At 50.4% G+C, this 15824-nt stretch carries 15 protein-coding genes; 10 read left to right on the forward strand and 5 right to left on the reverse strand.

Annotated features, from left to right (window positions below; genetic code table 11):
* Positions 1–468, reverse strand: a 468-nt coding sequence (locus tag ACJMM9_RS05155; protein ID WP_405324452.1) for an electron transfer flavoprotein subunit alpha/FixB family protein, incomplete at its 3' end; no start/stop codon positions are given.
* A 3-nt stretch (positions 469–471) separates the two neighbouring features.
* Positions 472–1353 carry an electron transfer flavoprotein subunit beta/FixA family protein gene (locus tag ACJMM9_RS05160; protein ID WP_405324454.1) on the reverse strand — a complete coding sequence of 294 codons (882 nt, stop codon included), beginning with the start codon at positions 1351–1353 and terminating at the stop codon, positions 472–474.
* 427 nt (positions 1354–1780) lie between these two features.
* On the opposite strand from ACJMM9_RS05160, the gene ACJMM9_RS05165 reads away from it, so the two are divergent.
* Together ACJMM9_RS05165 and ACJMM9_RS05170 are read left to right on the forward strand one after the other, a co-directional pair.
* Entirely contained in the window at positions 1781–2038 is a 258-nt protein-coding gene (locus ACJMM9_RS05165) for a type II toxin-antitoxin system Phd/YefM family antitoxin (protein ID WP_405324456.1), read from the forward strand.
* Entirely contained in the window at positions 2031–2351 is a 321-nt protein-coding gene (locus tag ACJMM9_RS05170) for a type II toxin-antitoxin system RelE/ParE family toxin (RefSeq protein WP_405324458.1), read from the forward strand. Before ACJMM9_RS05165 ends, ACJMM9_RS05170 begins: the two co-directional genes overlap by 8 nt.
* 173 nt (positions 2352–2524) lie before the next feature.
* Here ACJMM9_RS05170 and ACJMM9_RS05175 read toward each other — a convergent pair whose 3' ends face one another.
* The gene (locus ACJMM9_RS05175; RefSeq protein WP_405324460.1) at positions 2525–4471 is read right to left on the reverse strand and encodes a M6 family metalloprotease domain-containing protein; all 1947 of its coding nucleotides are present in this window, start codon (positions 4469–4471) and stop codon (positions 2525–2527) included.
* Positions 4472–4721: 250 nt separating this feature from the next.
* On the opposite strand from ACJMM9_RS05175, the gene pyrH reads away from it, so the two are divergent.
* From pyrH to ACJMM9_RS05195, 4 genes are all read left to right on the forward strand, one after another.
* Positions 4722–5426, forward strand: coding sequence for a UMP kinase (pyrH, locus tag ACJMM9_RS05180; protein WP_072827780.1), 705 nt, complete (start codon positions 4722–4724; stop codon positions 5424–5426).
* Positions 5427–5603: 177 nt separating this feature from the next.
* Positions 5604–6137: a ribosome recycling factor gene (frr, locus tag ACJMM9_RS05185; protein WP_088641349.1), complete on the forward strand. Its 534-nt coding sequence runs from the start codon at positions 5604–5606 to the stop codon at positions 6135–6137.
* An 8-nt stretch (positions 6138–6145) separates the two neighbouring features.
* Positions 6146–6856, forward strand: a complete 711-nt coding sequence (locus tag ACJMM9_RS05190) for an isoprenyl transferase (RefSeq protein ID WP_405324463.1) — start codon at positions 6146–6148, stop codon at positions 6854–6856.
* Positions 6849–7736, forward strand: a complete 888-nt coding sequence (locus tag ACJMM9_RS05195; protein ID WP_405324465.1) for a phosphatidate cytidylyltransferase — start codon at positions 6849–6851, stop codon at positions 7734–7736. The genes ACJMM9_RS05190 and ACJMM9_RS05195 overlap by 8 nt, the downstream gene beginning before the upstream one ends.
* Here ACJMM9_RS05195 and ACJMM9_RS05200 read toward each other — a convergent pair.
* Positions 7702–8436 carry a histidine phosphatase family protein gene (locus tag ACJMM9_RS05200; RefSeq protein ID WP_405324467.1) on the reverse strand — a complete coding sequence of 245 codons (735 nt, stop codon included), beginning with the start codon at positions 8434–8436 and terminating at the stop codon, positions 7702–7704. The two genes, ACJMM9_RS05195 and ACJMM9_RS05200, sit on opposite strands and share 35 nt — an antisense overlap.
* 29 nt (positions 8437–8465) lie before the next feature.
* Here ACJMM9_RS05200 and ACJMM9_RS05205 point away from each other — a divergent pair, with 29 nt between their 5' ends.
* Entirely contained in the window at positions 8466–8753 is a 288-nt protein-coding gene (locus ACJMM9_RS05205) for a hypothetical protein (protein ID WP_405324469.1), read from the forward strand.
* A 67-nt stretch (positions 8754–8820) separates the two neighbouring features.
* Here the strand turns inward: ACJMM9_RS05205 and ACJMM9_RS05210 are convergent, their stop codons facing one another.
* Complete coding sequence (locus tag ACJMM9_RS05210) at positions 8821–10725, reverse strand: formylglycine-generating enzyme family protein (protein WP_405324471.1); 1905 nt, start codon at positions 10723–10725, stop codon at positions 8821–8823.
* 217 nt (positions 10726–10942) lie between these two features.
* Between ACJMM9_RS05210 and dxr the strand changes: the two genes are divergently transcribed.
* The 3 genes from dxr (at position 10943) to ACJMM9_RS05225 (ending at position 15728) form a co-directional block, all read left to right on the forward strand.
* A complete protein-coding gene (dxr, locus tag ACJMM9_RS05215) occupies positions 10943–12091 on the forward strand; it encodes a 1-deoxy-D-xylulose-5-phosphate reductoisomerase (RefSeq protein ID WP_405324472.1) in 1149 nt (382 codons plus the stop codon).
* Between the two features lie 98 nt (positions 12092–12189).
* A complete protein-coding gene (locus ACJMM9_RS05220; RefSeq protein WP_405324474.1) occupies positions 12190–14304 on the forward strand; it encodes a fibro-slime domain-containing protein in 2115 nt (704 codons plus the stop codon).
* Positions 14305–14429: 125 nt separating this feature from the next.
* Positions 14430–15728, forward strand: coding sequence for an alpha/beta hydrolase fold domain-containing protein (locus ACJMM9_RS05225; RefSeq protein ID WP_405324476.1), 1299 nt, complete (start codon positions 14430–14432; stop codon positions 15726–15728).
* The last annotated feature ends 96 nt before the right edge of the window (positions 15729–15824 follow it).

Genomic DNA, 15824 nt, shown 5'->3' on the forward strand with positions numbered 1-15824 from the left:
TGCGACGATGTTACCGCCGAATGCCGGACGGATCTGGCAGAGCTGGTTTTCGTAGAACTTCTTCACGCCACCGATGCTCATTTCGAAACTGTCGATTTCGAGTTCGGTACAGTCAGCGGTAAGGCCGCTGTGCATGGCGCTGGAGATGCGCGGGCCGAGGTCACGGCCGATAACCGTTGCACCGAGCAAGCAAATCTGCGGCTGTTCTTCCTTGAAGAGGTTCACCACGAGAGATGCGTGCGGGTTGGTGGTGTAGGGGAACAGGCCTTCGGCGTCGAACACATGAACCTTGTCCACACCGTAAGGGAAAACCTGTTTTTCAATGCCGTCAAGGCCCTTGCCAGCGCAAATGCACTCGAGCTGAACGCCGAGAGTGTTGGCCAACTTGCGACCCTTAGAAAGCAGTTCAAGGGAAACGTCAACGACGGTGGTTCCCTCAATTTCGCAATATACAAATACGTTATTCATAGGTTAGCCAATAATCTTCCCGTCTAAAAGTTCCTTGATAAGTCCTTCAATGTCGGCGTCGTTTGCGGAGAGCGTGCGGCTTTCCTTAGCCTTGAACACGATGTTCTTGACGGCCTTCACGTTCGTCGGCGAGCCTGCCTTACCGATCTGAGCCGGGTCGGCGTCGATATCGGCTGCACCCCACTGCGGGATGTCGAGGTAGGGCTTCTTAGCGATGAGGGCTGCGTACTTGTCAGCATCTTCCGGCTTGCGTTCGGCAACAGCAGTAGCGTTCTTGAACTTCATGATGCGCTTTGCATTGCGCGGACGGCACGGTGCGGCACTACCGTTAACGGTCACGACCAGCGGGAGCGGTGCTTCCACAGTTTCGACACCACCGTCGATGTGGCGGCGAATCACGACCTTGCGTGCCTGTTCGTCGAGCTTCAAGATTTCTTCGGCGTAAGTGACCTGAGTAAGTCCGAGCTTTTCTGCAATCTGCGGACCGACCTGTGCGGTATCGCCGTCGATAGCCTGGCGGCCACCGAGAATAATGTCGTAGTCACCGATCTTCTTCACTGCCTGGGCGAGCGTGTAGCTCGTAGCGAGCGTGTCAGCACCACCGAGCGGGCGGTCCGTCACGACGTAACCGCAGTCAGCACCGCGGTACAAAGCTTCGCGGACAACTTCGGCAGACTTCGGGAGACCCATGGTCAACACGGAGATGGTGGAACCCGGGAACTGGTCCTTCAAACGAAGGGCTTGCTCCAGGGCGTTCAGGTCTTCGGGGTTGAAGACCGCGGGCAATGCGGCACGATTGATAGTACCCTGCGGCGTCATGGCGTCCGGGCCTACGTTTCGTGTATCAGGTACTTGCTTTGCAAGCACAACGATTTTAAGACTCATATTACTATAGTGTTTTAATTTAACGGTTAATTGAAAATCCTGCTACTCTGCAAAATTTTACGGATACAAGATAAAATTATTAAGCCCGCCGGATTTCCGAATATGATCCAAACGGGCTGGAAATAACTCCATTTTAAGATTTACGTAATATTTCTGTAATAAATAAATTTGACCAGGTGGGGGAGGGATCCCCCTGATTGCAGCCCCGGCTTACATTGTCACCCCGATCATAATGTCATGCCCGCCACCGAGCGGGCACCTCCTTCTCGTACAGTATCAATGCATTCCCGCCGGGTCTTCCATCACCCTCTCGTGCGGGCTTCAGGCGCCAGCCCGCAACGCCTGGCTTGAGAACGCTATCCTTGTGTGTGGTTCTCTTGACTTATCATAATTATGATAGTATATTATCATAATAAAAGGTAAGCATATGCCGAATATTAGACCGATTTCTGATTTACGCAATAATTTCTCTAGCGTTGCCGAAACCGTACATAAGTACGATGAACCCATGTACCTTACTAAAAACGGCGTAGGGGATATGGTTGTTATGTCTATTGAGTGTTATGAAAAACAAATGGCTCAGCTAGAGCTTTATTCAAAACTTGCCGAAGCTATTTCTGAAATTGAACATGGTGCAGAAGGTGCTGATGCTGAAAAATTCTTGAAGGACTTGATGGATGGCTAAGAAATATAAGGTTCTTGTCTATCCATCGGCTCAAAAGGACTTGAACGAAATCAAGAACTATTTTTCGAATATCCTTAAAACATCTTCAAATTCTGTGTTCAAGAAATTCCTTGAACAAGTGCAAATTCTAAAGGAACATCCGCTTGTGTATCCAGTACATCAGGATTCGTTGCTGAAGCTTATTGGCTACCGTGTTATTCCCATAGATAACTATTTGATGTTTTATGTGGTAAAGGGTGATTCTGTTCAAATACATCGTGTCCTTTATGCTAAACGAAATTACTTGCAGTTGCTAGGAATTGTCGATTCTTAATTTTTATCACTATATTTAACATCGAAAAAATCAATAAAAAGGGGAGCAATGTATGATTGCGAAAATTTTTGCGGAAGGATTCCCGTGTCCATGAAAAACGACTGGAAAACCATCTACGGCGACGGTGTCCAGAAGGCAAAATAAAATGCGCAGCGGGCGCCGCGCATTCCGAATTATTTCACGATTTCCACGTAAATGCCTTTAGGCAGGTCGGGCAATTCGCCTGAATCAGTCCTTTTGCCGACAGGCTTGCCGAGCGCGTTAAAAATCACATTCCCGGGTTTGCCGCGTCTTAAACTGCGGATATTTGAAATTCGCGTCGTCTTTTGCTCAATCGTGACCGTGATTTCGAAGGTGACCTGCTTGTTTTCGTAAACGACCGCTTGCCGCACGGTGAATGAATCGCCTGCATAGACCTTGTTTGGCATATGCCCGATTTTTGTCGTCATTGTCGAAATGTCTGCGTTAGAATAGACGATGCTCGAACCGTTTGGATCCCAGGCGACGATTTTGCCGTCCTTGTCAAACCAGTGTCCGGTCCCTTCGCCGGTGGTACGGCTGTTGAGCGAACCGTCTGGTTCTACGCCGTAGAATTTGACTTTATCTGCGATTTCGCTTTTCTTGATGTTTAAAATTTTTGCGACGTCGTCACCTTTCAAGTCGAGCGTGACGTAAGCATAATTGTTGTCTATCGGAAGCGTCACGTCGAATGCGATTTTCTCGATTTTCATTTCGACGGCGCTGCTGCTCTCGGGCTTCGGCGCACTCGAGGAACTTGAAACAATTGCGCTGGACGAACTTGACGCAATCCCCGTTGAACTTGACGATTCTTGTGCTGGGCAGTTCCCGCCGATGCAGAACGTGAGCGTTTCGCCGGGCGTTCCGATGTCCGTGATTTTGAGTCCTGTCTTGGAACCGTTGTACCAGCGGATGGCGGGGTACTTGTCATCCGAAAATTCGGGATAGGCGCTGTAACTGAAGAACGTGTTTGCGGTACTGCCAGGGCTTGGCCACTGGTCTGAAACGTTGTCCGTAGATTTGCCTGCTGCACTTGCATGTACGATTCTTAAACCGAGCTTGTCGGCGGAGGAATTGGCGCCGATCGAAAAATCGTAGTGCTGCATCAAGAGTCCGCTACCTTTAAGAACTTTGTTGCGGCCCGTGTTTCGTACGTATGACCATACCAAGCCTTCTTTGTCCGGCCTTGCGGGGTTCTTGTAGCGGTAGCACACTTCGCCAGGCTTTGTGGTTTCGAGGCTCACGTCTTCGCTGGTCACGTCCACGAACGGAATCCAGCCCTGGTCCGCACGGTAAAAATCGTTGATGGCGACGGGGTTCAAGTCGTTTGCGCGATTGCCCATGGTGCAGTAGTCGCCGTACCAGTAAAGGTCCGGCCAGCCAAAAATCATGTGTCCGCTTTCATGCACAAAGACGTAAATGGAAAATTTGCCCGGCATGTCCGTCATCTGGTGGTGCGTGAGCTTTACGCCGTCGCGTTTTTCGTTGGACCATCCCGAGTGGGGCCACAAGCCTTGTCCCCATGTTTGCCCGGCGCCTGCGTACACGATATTGATCGCTTCGGTGGTGCCGTCCTTGTCGTTGTCGTAGCGGGAAAAATCAACTTGTGGATCGAAATAGTCAAAGACTTCCTTCATCAGCGAATCCGATCCTGTGTACCCTTGCAGGTTCTCGTACCAGGATTTGGGGTGCTTGGCGCGGTACCAGCCGTAGACTTCGTTGGTGAGGTCGAGTTGCCCGTTTGAAACGTCCAGATAGTAATCGCGGACGGATCCGTTGCAGCCGTCCCTGTTGAATCCTTCCTTGTTCAGCCATTCTTCAACGTCGGCAACTGAGACGGGCGCCTTCTGGTCCGAAAAATCAACGAGAAGCGTCAGGCTGTAAATTTTGCCTTTGGGGGCAGCGTAATGGCTTTGGGTCTGTGTCGCGGACGTTCTTGCCAAAATAAAGCTGGGCTTGTTGGCGTTTGAACCGTTGAATGTCGGACGGGCCTCGTCAGGCCATTCCTGGACCCTTTTCCCTTGATACACGATGTCTGCGAAAAGCATCGTCGGTAGCAACAATAAGCTTGATAATAAGCCAAATACAATTTTGGTTCTCATAGAACATCCCTTTCCCTTCAACTCTTTTTATAAATACATTAATTAGTGGTAAGAAGGCGTTTCGTATGAAAAAAGCAAGGACTTTTAGTGTTGGCCATAGCCTATTTTTATTACATTTCCTCTGAGACACTAATGGTCTCGTCATCCTGAACGTAGTGAAGGATCCAGGGCTTTAATTGACTGGATTCTTCGGCTTCGCCTCAGAATGACGGCGACAAATAACCATTGACTACTAACTACTGACCAACTTATGAAATTCAAACGCATTCTCCTCAAGCTCAGTGGCGAAGCCCTCGCAGGCGAAAAGGGCCACGGCATCGACAACCAGATTCTTTCTGACATGGCCTCCGAAATTGCATCCATCGTCAAGCAGGGTGTTCAAGTCGCTCTCGTGATTGGCGGTGGCAACCTCGTTCGCGGCATTTCCGCTTCTGCAGGCGGCATGAATCGCGCCCAGGGCGATGCCATGGGCATGCTCGGTACCGTGATGAATGGCCTTGCCATGCAAGACGCTCTCGACAAGCAGGGCATCGACTCCGTCGTGATGTCCGCTATCCGTATGGAACCGGTCTGTGAATTCTTCGACCGTCGCAAGGCTCTCAAGCTTTTGTCCGCTGGTTCCGTGGTCATCTTCTCTGCCGGTACGGGCAATCCGTTCTTCACGACGGACAGCTGTGCTGCTCTTCGCGCTATCGAAAGCGAATGCGACGTGATCATGAAGGCCACCAAGGTCGATGGCATCTACACCGCAGACCCGGTCAAGGACCCGACTGCCACTCGCTTCGACGATATCTCCTACAAGGAAGTCATCTCTCGCGGCCTCAAGGTCATGGACACGGCAGCTGTTGCACTTTGTATGGAAAACAACATGCCCATCTTCGTGTTCAAGATGGAAAAGGGCAACCTCACGCGCGCCGCTATCGAAGGCGATCTCGGTACGCTTGTCCACTGCTAAATTATAAATAACTTACAATTGTGCGCCCTTGCGATCGCGGGGGCGTTTTTGTGTTTTAAATAGGCCAAAAATGTAATACTTGCTTTGCTTTTATTTATATTTAGCCTCTAGAAGAAATCACTAAAACCTTTAACCTTTTATCTAGTAACTACTAACTAGTAACTAGGAACACAAACTATGGCAGATTATTCTGAAAAAATGGACAAGGCCATCGAGGCCACCGAACGTGAATTTTCCAAGATCCGTGCTGGCCAGGCTAGCCCGGCTATCCTCAACGGTGTGCGCATTGACTACTACGGCACTCCGACTCCGATCTCTCAGGTCGCAAAGATTTCCGTGCCGGAACCGCGTATGCTGCTCGTGACCCCGTGGGAAAAGCAGCTCGTCGATACGATAGACAAGGCTATCCTCGCTGCAAACATCGGCCTTACCCCGATGAAGGACGGCAACTGCATCCGCGTGACGCTCCCGATCCTCACGACCGAACGCCGCAAGGAACTTGCCAAGATCGCACGCAAGCATGCCGAAGACGGCCGCGTGGCTATCCGTAACATCCGCCGTGACGCAAACGACGCCCTCAAGAAGAACAAGGAACTCTCCGAAGACGACGTCAAGAAGCAGCAGGACGAAATCCAGAAGGCAACTGACAAGGCTATCGCACAGATCGACGCTCTCCTTGCTGAAAAGGAAGCCGACATCCTCAAGGTGTAATAGGTTCTATGGCCAATCAGCTTAGACATATTGCCATCATCATGGACGGTAATGGCCGTTGGGCCCGCCGTCGCGGTCTAGAACGGTTCTTGGGGCACCGCAAGGGCACGGAATCGACGATTGACGCTGTGGAAATGGGCGTGAACCTCAAGCTCGAGCACATGACATTGTACGTGTTCAGCTCGGAAAACTGGGGTCGCCCGTCCAAGGAAGTGGATTACCTGATGAACCTTCTCATCGAGATGGTTTACAAGGAAATCCCGGACCTCATGGAAAAGAATGTGAAGCTGATTGTCATCGGAGACATCAGCCGCTTGCCCGAGAAGCCGCGTGCCAACTTGCAGATGGCGATTGATAAGACGGCGAACAATACGGGTATGCAGCTGAACCTTGCCATCTCCTATGGCGGTCGTCAGGAAATCGTTGAAGCGGCAAAGCACATTGCTGCAGAAGTTGCCGCAGGCAAGCTTTCTATCGACGAAATCAACGACGACGTTTTTGCAAAACACTTGTACCTGAAGGGCGCTCCCGATCCGGACCTGATTATCCGCACGGGTGGCGAATTCAGGCTTTCCAACTACCTTCTGTGGCAGGCCGCCTATAGCGAGTTCTATGTGACGGACACGCTCTGGCCTGATTTCACGAAGGAAGAGTTCATGAAGGCGGTCGAGTTCTATAATACTCGCGAACGCCGTTTTGGGAAGGTTCTTCATGAGTAATTTGGCTCAGCGATTGATCACTGCATTTATTGCAATTCCAATCGTTTTTGTTTTACTTTGGTTCAACGATTTTAGTCGCATTGGACTGATGTGTTTTCTGGGCGCGGTTGGCGCCTGGGAATGGGCCGGCATGGCATCCAAGATGTACGCAGGCCCGGATATGCGTTACCTTTCGTTTGCGTCGACTATGGCGCTGACGCTTGCGTGGGCGCTTTCGAAGGGCGGCTACTTTGGTCTCCCGGCTGTGCCTTATGTTGTCGGCATGACGTTCCTCGCTATTTTTGCGATTTACATTGGCGTTGCCTACGCGAAGGTTGAGATTGACCATTTGTTCCCGTGGCTCGTGATGCAGCTTGGCGCTCCGCTGTATGTGGGGTTCTGGGGCGGCATGAACGTGCTCATGATGGGCAACGGCCAGGGCTTTGAACATTGCTACCCGTTCATCCTCGTGATGACGGCGGTATGGCTTTGCGACACGGTCGCTTATTTCTTTGGAAAGTTTGCGGCGGGCAAGGGACCGTTTGGCCGTCATCCTTTTGCTCCGAGCATCAGCCCGAAGAAGACTTGGGAAGGTTCGGTTGCGGGTTCCATCGCAACGATTGCCTGGGTCGCGTACTGGGTCAAGTGCAGTGCTGCACTCAGCTCGTTCGAAATGAATTTCACTTGGACATCGGCGATCGTCATTGGCCTCCTCATCACGGTAGCAGGCCAGGTGGGCGACCTTCTGATGTCTGCGCTCAAGCGCTGGAGCGGCACGAAGGATTCCGGGAACTTGTTCGTTGGGCACGGTGGCGTACTCGACCGTTGTGACTCGTTCCTCCTCGCAGCACCCGCCCTATACATCTTCATGGACTTCTTGAAGAGCGTCGTCCATCCATAAAAATGGCAAGATAGTCGATAACGCCTGATGCAGCGCCCTTCACGGGAACATAACGCATACTGTTGTCTGTTCCGATGATGATTGCAAGTCCGGCAATGTAATTTATCCAATGGTAGTCCTCGTGGTATTTGAGGGCTACTTTTTTGTTTGAACCGAATACGGCGAGCGGCATCACGAAAATGTCGTGCGAGACCATTATGCTTACGCGCTTCCATTTGGATAAATTCTTGAGGATGACTTTCTGCATGAATTCTTCGGCGCGGGGCGAGAGTTCATAGAGTACGTCGGGGTAGCCGCCTTCGTATGCCCAATGAGCCATGAGTTCGACAGAACTGCCTTTCATGTTGAACTTGGTGGCGTACTGTGCAAGCGAATCTGCTGAAATTTTCAGGAACCAGTTCCCGGTGATGTCGTAGTTGGTGATGAGTTTCGGGAGGCTTGCTTCTCCGCGACCTTTCGAAATGTTGTTTGCGGTTTCGTTAGTGCGCACAAATCCAGAAGTGATGTATGAAAATTCTTCATCGCTTTTGAGGGTGGCGCCTAGGTCTTGGGCCATCTTTACGCCATTGGCGGTGAGTTCCGTTTCTATAGCGACGTCATCTTCGCGTTCGGAATGGCGTATGATGAATACCGCTTTTTCTTCGGGGGCGAGGCTTCTGTAAACATCGGCGATGGTCGCAAAGCCGTTTTCGTCGAGCATGATTTTAACAGGCGGGGATGCTGTTGACGATGATGAAACCTCTTTTTGCGATGAAGCTTGCGTGTCTTGCGATGATGAAATTATGGATGAGCTTGTTTGTGCTACAGAAGACGAAGATCGTCGATGGCTACTTCGTGATGAGCTGGAATTATTTTTTGTTCCACTTGACGACGAGCTTTGTTGAATTGCTGAGCCGGATGACTCAATGGTTGCAACCTCCGATGACGAGAGTTCCTCAGTTGTTGTTGAGGATGAAGCGATGCTCTCAGGAGCTGTTGAGGATGTGGTGTCGCTACAGGCTGAAAGCATCGCTGTGAATGAGATTGCGACAAATAGGGGCTTTGTCGCAATTGCGCGGAGCACGCTATGGTTGAGTTTTTGCATTTACGAACCCCACTGGTAATCCCCTGCTTCGTAGACGGGTTTTTCGCCGTTGAAGCCTCGTGGGCGTTTAATCTTGTCGTCGAATAAAGTCTTGTTGAATATGCGGAAGTCTCCACGTTCGTAGCTCTGGAAAGATATATGGCAGAAAATGGGGCCTGCCGGCATGTACTCGCTATAACTCATGGTGCGTTCGCCGGATGTGTAGAGGTAATTGAAATACTTGCCGTTCAAAACGATGTGTAGCCCGATGTTGCCGACTGTGAACCAGCGCCCTTTTGCGAGAATGTTTTCGTGGTGGGTGTCATCGTAATCCATGACGACGAATTCTGCATCGCCATTCTTGTCGAGGTGGAAACGGTATTTGTGGTTGCCACCACAGCAACGCCCGTCAAAGAACCAGGTGTAACCACTTGCGGTCGCAATGCGCGGGTCTCGCACACTAGTATCGGGGTGGGCGAGCTGTTCATCGCTCACGATTCGTTCGGGTTCCACTGCTGCGATAAGCTGTGCCAATGTTTTGGGGTTGCTTACCGTGGGGATACTCACTTTGCTCTTCGCTTCGCTTGCGGCTCGGCGGTATAGACGATAGGGAATGCCATCGTCACTGATCATCGTGAGTTCATCCTCGCTGAACACGTAATAAGCGTAAGTTTTGGTGCCGTTCTTGGTGACAACGTTAAAGCTGCGGTTGTTGAGCGTGTACCATTGTCCTGAAACATTCGGGAATCCGGACACGGCCGCTATTCCGTCTTCGTTGATGATTACGGTGTAATCGTCGCTGATCCAGGCTTCGTCTGTAGCGGTGATTAAACGGCAGTCGCGGTTCTTATCGCCTTGGCAGACGGCGGCCGAGGGGTTTGCAGCTTCGCATGGGCTGACCATTCCCGGCGGGAGCTTTGTGGACATCCCGATTCTAAATCCCATGTCGGCGGCGCCATCGCGGCTGCGGATGGCGCGACGGCTCACTCGCGCGAACTCTGCGGGTTCCCCGTAACTTCCGCCTCGACGAGTCTTGTTGCCGGAACCCGTGAGCTGTACCGGGTTCACCTTGTCGCCAGATGTATAGCCTACGAGCCAGTCGTACACCCATTCCCAGGAATTCCCGCTCATGTCGTAAAGTCCTAGCTTGTTTGGCTTCTTGGTCGCTACATCGTGCGATTTCCCGCCGCTGTTTTCGGAATACCATGCCACATCATCGACGTTGTTACTTCCTGAAAACTTAAAGTTGTCTGTAATTCCGTCCTTGCCTCCGCGGGCGGCGAATTCCCATTCGGCATCGGTCAGCAAGCGGTATTGCCGTCCTGTTTTTTGCCCTAGTTTACAGGCGTAGTTGTTGGCGTCAAACCAGCTTACTCCAATTTTGGGTGCCTTGTCCGATTCCCAGGCGCTCTTTTTGCCGCCCATTACAGCGTTCCATTGTGCAATAGTCACTTCGGTATTGGCGATGAAGTATTCATCGACTGTTACTTTGTGTGATGGACTCTCGTAAATTTTATCTTGTTCGGCGCAATTGTCGCAGCCTCGTGTATAAGAACCGCCTGTTACATAGACCATGTTGAATACAACGCCGTTTACCGTATCGGCGAAATTTGCAGGCGAGGTGTAGACAAAAGATTCTTCGCTGGAGCTAGAATTTACTTGAACTCCAGACGATTTTCCTTGCTCGGGACTCGAAGATGAACTCCGGTGAGGACGTGTACTCGAAGAGCTGTTGCGCGAACCAGCGGACTTTTCTGATGATGCTATCGACGATGTTCCCGACGAGCTTTCTGGTACATTTGTGATTGATGATGAAATATTGATGTCCGACCCGGAAATGCCATTGCTTGACGAATCCGAGCAACTCCAAAGCACCCCAACTGCGCAACAACACGCAGCATATACACCCGAGGAAAGTATGCGCATAAGCACCTCCTTCGAGCAACAAACCTAACCCATATTCAATATACACTAATTTTTTTTATTGAAATGTAAAATGTTGTAATTGTCTCAACGCAAGCATATATATGGATAAATCGTTTATCTCCATATGTATGTTACCCTAGAATTTAAAGCTTGCTTTCTTGGCGGGATCATCTCTTTATTCTATCTTTACCGAAAAAGCAATCACTGAGGTTCTTAAATGAAAAACGTAGTTCTTTTGGGTGCCACCGGTTCTATCGGTACTTCTAGCGTCGATGTCATTCATCAACATTCGGACATTTTTAATTTATATGCCGTTGCAGCAAATAGTAGCGTAGAAAAAGTTGCAGAAATCGTGCGCAAGTACAATGTCGAACGCGTTTGCATGTTCAACGAGACTGCCGCCAAGGAACTCGAAGGCGTTCTCGGCAAGAAGGTGCTTGCCGGTATGGACGGCCTCTGCGAACTTGCTGCCGATCCGAAGGCGGACATCATCATCAACGCCTTGATGGGTGCAGTGGGATGCCTCCCGACGATTACCGCTATTGAACATGGCAAGCATGTCGCTCTTGCGAACAAAGAAACGATGGTCATGGCGGGTCCTGTCATTTGGGATAAACTTGCTGAAAATCCGAAGTCTTTCATTACACCGATTGACTCCGAACATAGCGCTATTTTCCAGTGTCTCGAAGGCGGCAAGCGCGAACACGAAGTCGAATTCCTTGAAATCACGGCTTCGGGCGGCCCGTTCCGCGAATGGCCTATTGAAAAGTTTGAAAACATCACTGTTGCCGATGCCCTCAATCACCCGGTGTGGAGCATGGGTAAGAAGATTACGATTGACTCTGCGTCCATGATGAACAAGGGCCTCGAAGTGCTCGAAGCTCATTTCTTGTTCCACATTCCGTATGACCAGATCAAGGTCGTTGTTCACCCGCAGTCCATGGTACATTCCTTGGTGCAGTTCCGCGATGGTTCCTTGATGGCCCAGCTCGGCGCTCCCGACATGCGCATTCCTATCCAGGTGGCACTCACGTGGCCCGACCGCCTCAAGCTCGAAACCAAGCGCCTCGACTTGCCGACGCTTGCAAAGCTCACGTTCTTCGAACCGGACTTCAACAAGTTCCGTTGCCTCGCTCTCGCGTTTGAAGCTGGCCGCCGTGGCGGTATTGTGCCTTCGATGATGAACGCTGCAAACGAAGTCCTCGTGGACCGTTTCCTCAAGGGTAACCTCAAGTTCACCGATATTCCGAAGTATGTGGAAATGGTGATGGAAAAAGCCCCGAATGCCACCGGTCACCTTTCGCTCGAACAAGTTCTCGAAGCCGACAAGGAAGCCCGCCTCATGACAGAAGGCTTCTTGAAATAATCGCCTTATGTGGTTTTGTTGCAAATAATGCATTTGTTTAGCACGGCTTCGGCCGTGCTTTTTTGTATATTCTGCACAATTTGTTTAAGGAAAAATTTATGAGAAATTCATGGCGTGTTGCGGGTTTGTCTGTAGCTATTCCGTTGCTTGCATTTGTTGCAGGTTGTTCCGAAAATCCGACGAGTCAGCTTGATGAACCGGGCAAGAACCCTGCATCACATTCGGGGGATGAGTCTTCGTTCGAAACTTTGCTCTGCTCTTCGCCTGTTGGCGGTGCGGTAACGCCAGAACCCGAGTACCTGAATGTGGGGTCGATGACGGCCGTCATTCGCGACTTCCAGCCGAATCATTCGGACTTTGAAAACTTCTCGGAAGAAGCGACGACACAACTGGAGTACGAATCCATTGCACATCTGGATCTCATTTATAACTATGTCACGCGCACTGGTGTTGCGATGAAGGATAATGGCTACGGTGATGATTGGTATACCGCTGTTCCTTATCACGCTTCTTGCGGAACCGTGAGTGCCAATGCCAAGTATGGCTCGGGAACGCAAATAGGTGTCGACGGTCTTCCTATGGACGAAAATACGAATTTGCCGGAATACCTCCGACAGACCTCCGCAGGTCCTGTATTGGAATACGGCGAATGTAATTTTTATAAGAAGTATGAATCCGGGCAAATGATTGTGCGCGGATACAAGAATGCCCTTGAAGGTATTGATTATTATTCGTGCGAAGGGGGCAAAACGAATTGGGCAAATCCTGTTATCGCTACGACGGGCATGGTTTCTCCTTATCTTACATTTGCCAAGGCCGGTGCTGATGGCAAAATTGATATGATTGATGGTGTTACGATTAGTAAGCTGAACGAACGCTGCGATAATGCGAACTTTGATCAGTGGTTTACCGATGTCCCGTCTGTAAATAAGCGAGTCAATACGACGCTTAACCTTATTAAGGATCCCGAGTCCGATGATTACATTTACAGCCGTGGCTATAATAATGGGGGCTTCTTTCCGCTCGATAGCATTAATCCCTCGACAAGGGAATGGGTCATGAACAAGCCCTGTGACCCGTCCATCCAACCGAATGGTATGTGCGAACAGTATGAACCGCAATCCCTTTCTATTTATTGTCCGCCTTATGATTATCAGTATGCACGAACTCAGTCGGATGAATTTCAACAGAATACTTATGAGCTTTGCGATGAATGGTTGAATCAGGGTGGGCCGCGTGCCGCTGATCCCCAAGGTACTGGGTATAGTGCGGCCTGGCTTGCTATGGTGTCCATGGCGAATAGGGGGGCCAAGATCGGTATGCAGCACCTCCGCAATTTCCATTTTACGATGATGGCTTATTCGACCTTCAAGTATGATGCCGCCAAGCAGGCTACGGCTCCGCAGAATTTTGAATTTATCAGTAGCGGTGATATGTGGGTTTTTGTGGATGGTGTGCTTGTTGCCGATATGGGTGGCGACCACATGCCGGTCCCGAGCATTGTGAATCTTCAGGTGCTTGCCGCTAACAACCATGGATGCCATGATGGAGAACCTCTTGCCACATACGAAAACTGCAAGGGTTCGTCAGAAAATGCGGGCTGGGCCGATGGTTCCGTCCACCACTTGCATATTTTCTATGCAAACCGCCAGACGAACGGTTCCGAAATTTACATCCGCGCAATTCCTGAAAAACGCGCAACGCGCCGTGTTGAACCGCTTTCGATGAATAAGTTCGAAGTGGTAAAGGATGCTCACGGCAATACGCAGAACCGTATTTCCATGAATCTTCCGTTTGCGGATTCTACAGTTAAGGCAGTGACCTCGCAGAATATACCGTCGATGATCGTGCTTCGCGACGATGCTGATGGCAAGACAAAGGCTCTTGGCCTTTATCTACTCTCGTTGACAGGCCCGACGGCCAGCGAAAATGGCGAACAGGTGTACCAGTTTGAAGGGGTCCTGAGGGACATCGATGGTAATACTGTTGAGGGCGGGTTGCGCAGCTTGGACCGCATAGCCTTTAATGTTCCCTGGAGCAAGGCGCTCGAGAATGGAAGTGATTCGGAAATGTATGTCGGCGATGTCTGGGCGCAGATGATGGCTTGGTCCAAGATGATGCCGACCTACATAGCTTCTTCGTCTGGGAAACAGATTGTGACCTTTACTGCAAATAATGCATTGAACAAGTTGATCAATTCATGTGCTGAATAAATTTTTGAGGGTTGTAAAACTCAACAATGGAAATGAAGCTCCGCTTTGTCGCGGGGCTTTTTTTGTGTATAAATTTGATGGCAGGATGCGGCTATAGAATTTAGCCGGTGTTGATTGGAGTGGATATGAAAAAGATGACAATGGCGGTATGCATTGCCGCTGTTTCTGCGTTCGCCCAGTGGGGCGGCGGTGGAGGTTTCGGCGGTGGTGGCTTTGGCGGCCCACAAGGTGGTGGGAGCGTATCTAATGCCGATAAGACTGCCGATGTAAACTATGTAGGCGACGGAAAGTCCTACCATACGCTGGATATTTATATTCCAAAGGAAGCCAAGGAATCGTATCCGGTGGTTATCCATACTTATGGTAGTGCCTGGAGCTTTAACAACATGAAAGGCTCTGCGGACCTGAGCACCATCTGTTCCGCATATGTCAAGGCGGGCTATGCCGTCGTGACTCCGAATCACCGTTCTGCAAGTGACGCCAAGTATCCGGCGCAGCTTCACGACATCAAGGCTGTGGTCCGTTTTGTCCGTGGCAATGCGGCTAAGTACAAGTTTGACACGAATTTTGTGGCTGTGTCCGGCTTCTCGTCGGGTGGTCACCTTTCGAGCCTTACTGCGACAACCTGTGGCTTGAAAGAAGGCAAGTCGGGTTCGGTGACGGTGGACTTGGTGGGTGACCTTGGCGAATTTACGTCGTTCAGCAGTTGTGTGGATGGTGCCGTGCTTTGGTCTCCTCCGACCGACCTTTACACGATGAACCCCATTCGCATGGGCGGCTCTGGGACAATGGAAGGCGATTTCATCGGTGTCGAGCGTGAAGGTAACAAGGATAAGTGGACTGTTGCCAGTTCGCCGTATTATGCAAGCGATGACGATCCGCCGATAATCATGTTTCATGGAACTTCTGACAATATTGTGAATATCGAACAAAGCCAGGAACTTTACGATTCCCTCAAGAACCACAATGTGGTGACGGAATTTGTCAAGGTGTCGGGCGGTTCCCATGGCGGCGACAAGATGAATGCGACTGAAAACTTGAACAAGGCGGTCGCGTTCCTTGACAAGGCGCGCGAGGCGAAGGCGGCAAGCGTCCCGCCAGATACGGTTGCTAGGGACACGTCCGTGATCGATACCTCCGCAAGGGATACATCTAGGACGGATACGAGCAAGGTGGATTCTGGCAGGACCATGTTGCCGGAATTTGCAAAGTCCCATGGTGTGGAAATTCGCGGAAATCGCTTGACGGTTCAGGGATCTATGGCGATATTCCGTTATACGGTAATTTCTGTAGACGGGGCGCGTAAAGTTAGCGGATTCTTCCGTAGGGAACTAGATCTGTCTCTATTGCCGGTGGGCGTTTATGGGATTATGGTGGAATCGCCTTCGGGTGTGACGAGCATCATAAAATTTGCGAAAAAGTAATACATTGGGTACAGTTGTAACCAGATTGTCCAACAAAAGTTGGGCAATTCTTTTTTTTAGGGGTAAATTTATATTGTGAAAATGGAAAGGAGTGTC

The sequence above is a fragment of the Fibrobacter sp. genome (assembly GCF_045112255.1).
Lineage (GTDB): Bacteria > Fibrobacterota > Fibrobacteria > Fibrobacterales > Fibrobacteraceae > Fibrobacter.

What these genes read in the sequence shown, in the direction of transcription:
- ACJMM9_RS05160 (WP_405324454.1), bottom strand. Translation starts at nt 1,353, where the DNA reads ATGAGTCTTAAAATCGTTGTGCTTGCAAAGCAAGTACCTGATACACGA.
- ACJMM9_RS05165 (WP_405324456.1), top strand. Translation starts at nt 1,781, where the DNA reads ATGCCGAATATTAGACCGATTTCTGATTTACGCAATAATTTCTCTAGC.
- ACJMM9_RS05170 (WP_405324458.1), top strand. Translation starts at nt 2,031, where the DNA reads ATGGCTAAGAAATATAAGGTTCTTGTCTATCCATCGGCTCAAAAGGAC.
- ACJMM9_RS05175 (WP_405324460.1), bottom strand. Translation starts at nt 4,471, where the DNA reads ATGAGAACCAAAATTGTATTTGGCTTATTATCAAGCTTATTGTTGCTA.
- pyrH (WP_072827780.1), top strand. Translation starts at nt 4,722, where the DNA reads ATGAAATTCAAACGCATTCTCCTCAAGCTCAGTGGCGAAGCCCTCGCA.
- frr (WP_088641349.1), top strand. Translation starts at nt 5,604, where the DNA reads ATGGCAGATTATTCTGAAAAAATGGACAAGGCCATCGAGGCCACCGAA.
- ACJMM9_RS05190 (WP_405324463.1), top strand. Translation starts at nt 6,146, where the DNA reads ATGGCCAATCAGCTTAGACATATTGCCATCATCATGGACGGTAATGGC.
- ACJMM9_RS05195 (WP_405324465.1), top strand. Translation starts at nt 6,849, where the DNA reads ATGAGTAATTTGGCTCAGCGATTGATCACTGCATTTATTGCAATTCCA.
- ACJMM9_RS05200 (WP_405324467.1), bottom strand. Translation starts at nt 8,436, where the DNA reads ATGCTCGACGAAAACGGCTTTGCGACCATCGCCGATGTTTACAGAAGC.
- ACJMM9_RS05205 (WP_405324469.1), top strand. Translation starts at nt 8,466, where the DNA reads ATGATGAAACCTCTTTTTGCGATGAAGCTTGCGTGTCTTGCGATGATG.
- ACJMM9_RS05210 (WP_405324471.1), bottom strand. Translation starts at nt 10,725, where the DNA reads ATGCGCATACTTTCCTCGGGTGTATATGCTGCGTGTTGTTGCGCAGTT.
- dxr (WP_405324472.1), top strand. Translation starts at nt 10,943, where the DNA reads ATGAAAAACGTAGTTCTTTTGGGTGCCACCGGTTCTATCGGTACTTCT.
- ACJMM9_RS05220 (WP_405324474.1), top strand. Translation starts at nt 12,190, where the DNA reads ATGAGAAATTCATGGCGTGTTGCGGGTTTGTCTGTAGCTATTCCGTTG.
- ACJMM9_RS05225 (WP_405324476.1), top strand. Translation starts at nt 14,430, where the DNA reads ATGAAAAAGATGACAATGGCGGTATGCATTGCCGCTGTTTCTGCGTTC.